The following is a 4,452-nucleotide window of genomic DNA, read 5'->3' on the forward strand; positions in this document are numbered from 1 at the left end:
TAATAAATATACAGTAGAATAAACACCCAATATTATATAAGGCAATTTTAAATTAAAATAGAACTCTTCATCAGGATATTCATCTTCTCTTTTAATAAACTTCGATATTTTATACAAAGTTTTTTCATCACTGAACAACTTGCTAACAGCTCCATCAAAAATAACAATTCCAAAATCTGTTAAATAATAGTAATCTATTGGCATACTTTTATTCAAAAAGATACTTTCTTCTCTAGCTTCTAGCTCTTCGTAAAAGTTTATTATCATTGAAGTATTTTCTCCATCTAAATTTGGAATCTTTGTAGTAAACCAATCCACTTTTAATAGAATTTGTTCGAATAATATCTTCGCAGAAAGAGTCACTATCATTTGATATGGATAATCGTAAGGTTTCAAATCTATCCCACTATTAAATTTTTTCATATTGGTTTCGTCAATTATTTTGATAATAAAATCAACATGACGGTATCTATAATTTCCCCATTTGTTACTTGTTCTCAAATTATCAGCTTTTCTAACACTACTCCAAATTAGTGCGTAAATTTGAGCAGGTGTCAAATTTTCTAAAAGTCGATTGAATAAATCTTTAAATTTATCATTATCCGTATCTATTTTAAAAGTGAAATTAAATTCTTCCATTTGCCATTTTACAAGTCTAATCAACTCACCAATAGCCATCAGTCGCCATAGATAGTTGGATTCTCTTTCTTCAGAAACAATCGATGCATTAGGATATTTTAAGAAATCAAGAATATTATCTTTTTCCATATTTTCAGGAAATTTGATATTCAATTTCCATTCCACTCTAGTTATATAATAGCTTCTTGGAAAATCTTCTTCCATCGGGAAAGCTTCTATTTTGCTTTCTGACGAGACAACTATAATTCTTTTATTTGCCAATCGTTTTATAGTATCAATTTCATCAATAAACGCTAAAGCATCCTCATCATGAAAGTCATCATACGAGCCAAAGTTATCTTCTATTGAATTAACATGAAAATACTGCAATAAAGCTCCTAACTCAACCCTATCTTGTAAATTGCAGTCAGAAAAATCTATTTTTTGATAACCAGAGTATATTTCTCTAACTTGTTTTCTGTAAATTCTTTTACAATTCTCACACATACAATCTATTTTATCTCTATGATTACACTTTTCACATTTAAATCCATCTTTTTCCAGTGAAAAATATTTTAAATGCTCTTTACTTGGTAGACTTAAATACATTTTATTCTGGTCATGTTTACATTTAGTTTTACTAACTAGTTTAGGGAAATCTTGCCTAATTTTATTGCTTGTAGTATTTAAATCATATTCCTTAATAATTTTGACTAAACTTTTATTTCCAAAATAATAATCACTTATTATTTTCTTCAATTCTTCTTCTGAACAGTTTTCTAACGAATTACCACGCGTATCATAAGCTATACTCTCTAAAATTTCTAATTTATCCAATTTAATTTCCTCCAATATTATGACAATAATTTACTCATCAGAAAAAACACACAAACAAAGAATAAAATATATCATTTTAATTTATTATATCAGTATATAATGGATATTGTATTATCCTCCACAAATTTTTGAAGCAAATCCCCTTATTCCTCCACTTCCTACCAAATTGATGGTATAATCCGGACCTATTAATTATAGGAGATGAAAACAACTTATGAAAAAGATGATGTTGGGTTCAATAATAATTAGTTTGGGGTTATTCTCAGGGTGTTCTATGAAAGATTCCTCCTTAGCAAGTATTCAAGGAGAATCAATCACACAAAAACAGCTTTACAATGAATTAAAAGAAGAATATGGAGAAAAATCATTACAAACATTATTAACTACTAAGGTATTAGAAAGAAAATATGGCAAGTTGGTTAGTGATGAAAATGTTCAAAATGAAATGAAAGAAGTTAGTCAGCAGTTTGAAAATCAAGCAGAATTTGAACAATCATTACTAAATGTTGGTTATTCGAGTATAGATTCTTATATCAAGGCTATTCGACAAAATCTACTAATACAAGAAATGGTCAAAGACTCTATACAACTATCAGATACAGAAATGCAAGAAATTTTAAACAACCTTATTAACTTTGAGCTTATTCAAGTAGAAAATATAAATTTAGCTGAATCTCTTATTGAACAATTAGAAAAAGGAACAACCTTTAAAGAATTAGTCGCTAATTCTTCTTTGGATATTAATTCCGCTATGGTAAATGGCAATACTGGTTTAATAGATAGTAGAGATGATTCTATTTATCCTGCTAGTGTTCTAAAAGAAGCAATGAAAATGAATAACGGTGAATTACATAAAGAACCTATCGAAACAGATGACGGCTTTTATATTATTAAAATGAAAGATAACTTTAAATTGAATGGTTCTAAACTAGACGATAATAAAGAATTAATTGAAAATTATGTAGTAGATACTAAATCTAAAGACGTTGATTATGTTCAAAATCAATTATCAAAATTATTTGATGAATATGAAGTAAGCATTTCTGATGATAATTTATCTGATACGTTAGAATTACTTGTAGGCACTAATGATTAATTCATGGAGGTTGTGATAATGGAAAGTTATATTTTCACTTTTGGATTAGGTCATATTTATGAACAAAAAGCTATAAAAATTATTGCTTCTGATTGGCAATCTGCAAGAAATTGCATGGTTGAGCATTTTGATTATGATTTTTCTACACAATATTTTGAAAATGATTACTTAGATTTTTGTCGAAATATGAAACTAACTCCTTATCCAATTATAAAAGAATTTATTGCAAAATAATTATTGAATATATACAAAAAGGAAGAAAAAATGAAGTCTCTTCCTTTTTGTATTCACTATATTCTCAGAACTATATGAAAAATATTTTTATTTATCTAAAGATTTGTTATAGACTTTTTTAATCCACTCTTTCTTTAGCCGAATAGTAACGCCTTGTGGAACAATATTTTTAGAATATTTCTTTAAATTGAAATCAAAAATATCAGTTTTAGTTTCCCAACCATCAAAATGATTCAAGTGCCAATGCCACTCAATTAAATCAGACCATAAAAAATTAGATTGCATTTTTTCAATAGGAATTTCAAAACAAAACACGCTAAATTTAGTAAAGTCTACAGTTTGCCAACGCACATCTCTCATTGTTGAATACACCCATATTAAATATCTGTCATTAGGAAAACCTGTTCTAACAGAATATTGTTCAGCCATCCATTGATAAACATCTTTTGTATCACTTAACCACTCTAACGTATCTTTATCTAACTCACATTTTTGTGGCATAATATAGCCTTCTTTATCTACAAAGCATAAAAAATCTTTTGGTTGAACTGTATATATTTTCACTGAGTTCCTCTCCTTACAATTTTTTCTGATAATTAGATATATTTCATATTTTAACCCAATTATTAGATATACAAAAATCCCTTTACTTTTAATTAAAAGTAAAGGGATTAAACACTTGTCTCTAAAAGGGGAAGTTATTTTTAGATGACATTGGTTTAGTCAAGGTATTTATTATTATTGCATCCTTTTTTTGTCTTGTCGAGAAAATCAATTGTATTTCCTAGTTTCAACAAAAAGAAGCTTGAACAATTCAAACTTCTTTAAAATTCATTGCTGTATTTTCTTTCCAGTATACTAGAAAGAATGACTATTTTTCAAAATAGTTTCCAGTATACTGGAAAGAAATTTATTATATTAAAATATCTAAATCAAAAATACCTCTCAATTCTATCTCAAAATTTCAGAGAAAATCCACTTAAAAAATGACCCCTTAAAATCCCAGTATTATCAATGGTTTTATGATTATTGACAAAAATTCCATATTGCTGTAATATCAACGTTTTTTCAATGTATTTTTGAAAATATATCTCTCAGACTTCATGAAAAAATTTTTATGGGGAATTACCCACTTCATGTTCAATTTAAGGTCTATTTTATTTATCTATTTTCTAACATTTAATTAAAACATTGATATATAAGCATTGATGACGTATAAAATTATTTTAAACAATTTAATGAAACTTTTTCTTATAAATATTGAAAAAGTTTCTTTAGTTAGAAATATAGATTCAATTATACGCTGCCTAATTTGCGTTTTAAGCCACTTTAACTTTTTATGTATAATTTATCGAAAATGATTTTAACACCTTATAGAGATAAACACAAGCTATTTTAAATCTAATCTGCGTTATTTTACTAACTAGAAAATTAATTTATCTTAATTATATATTTAATTGCATATTCTTGTTCTAATGATGATTATAGAATTTATTTCCAATTAAACATTAGAAATTAATCAGTATATGAATATCACTATTTTGTTATATTTGAAAATTCTAGGCAGCAAATTTTAGCTATATTACTAAACAGAGAATCTCTATTAAGTAAGATAGAATCTTGCTTATACTTAAAAATACAAACACTGATATATCAACGTTTTATAG

4 protein-coding genes are annotated in these 4,452 nt (G+C 26.5%); 2 read left to right on the plus strand and 2 right to left on the minus strand.

Annotation, left to right across the window (positions count from 1 at the left end):
• A partial coding sequence (locus BAU17_RS10395; protein WP_161902760.1) for a hypothetical protein occupies positions 1–1,455 on the minus strand: 1,455 nt, incomplete at its 3' end.
• A gap of 214 nt (positions 1,456–1,669) precedes the next feature.
• Between BAU17_RS10395 and BAU17_RS10400 the strand changes: the two genes are divergently transcribed.
• Together BAU17_RS10400 and BAU17_RS10405 are read left to right on the plus strand one after the other, a co-directional pair.
• Entirely contained in the window at positions 1,670–2,551 is an 882-nt protein-coding gene (locus tag BAU17_RS10400) for a peptidylprolyl isomerase (protein ID WP_161902761.1), read from the plus strand.
• A gap of 18 nt (positions 2,552–2,569) precedes the next feature.
• On the plus strand, positions 2,570–2,785 hold the full coding sequence (locus BAU17_RS10405; protein WP_161902762.1) for a hypothetical protein: 216 nt from the start codon (positions 2,570–2,572) through the stop codon (positions 2,783–2,785).
• Between the two features lie 87 nt (positions 2,786–2,872).
• Here the strand turns inward: BAU17_RS10405 and BAU17_RS10410 are convergent, their stop codons facing one another.
• Positions 2,873–3,349 (minus strand): hypothetical protein, encoded by a 477-nt coding sequence (locus BAU17_RS10410; protein ID WP_161902763.1) that lies wholly within the window; start codon positions 3,347–3,349, stop codon positions 2,873–2,875.
• Positions 3,350–4,452 lie beyond the last annotated feature (1,103 nt).

Origin of the sequence: Candidatus Enterococcus willemsii (assembly GCF_009933335.1) — a bacterium.
GTDB classification, from domain to species: Bacteria; Bacillota; Bacilli; order Lactobacillales; family Enterococcaceae; genus Enterococcus_F; species Enterococcus_F willemsii.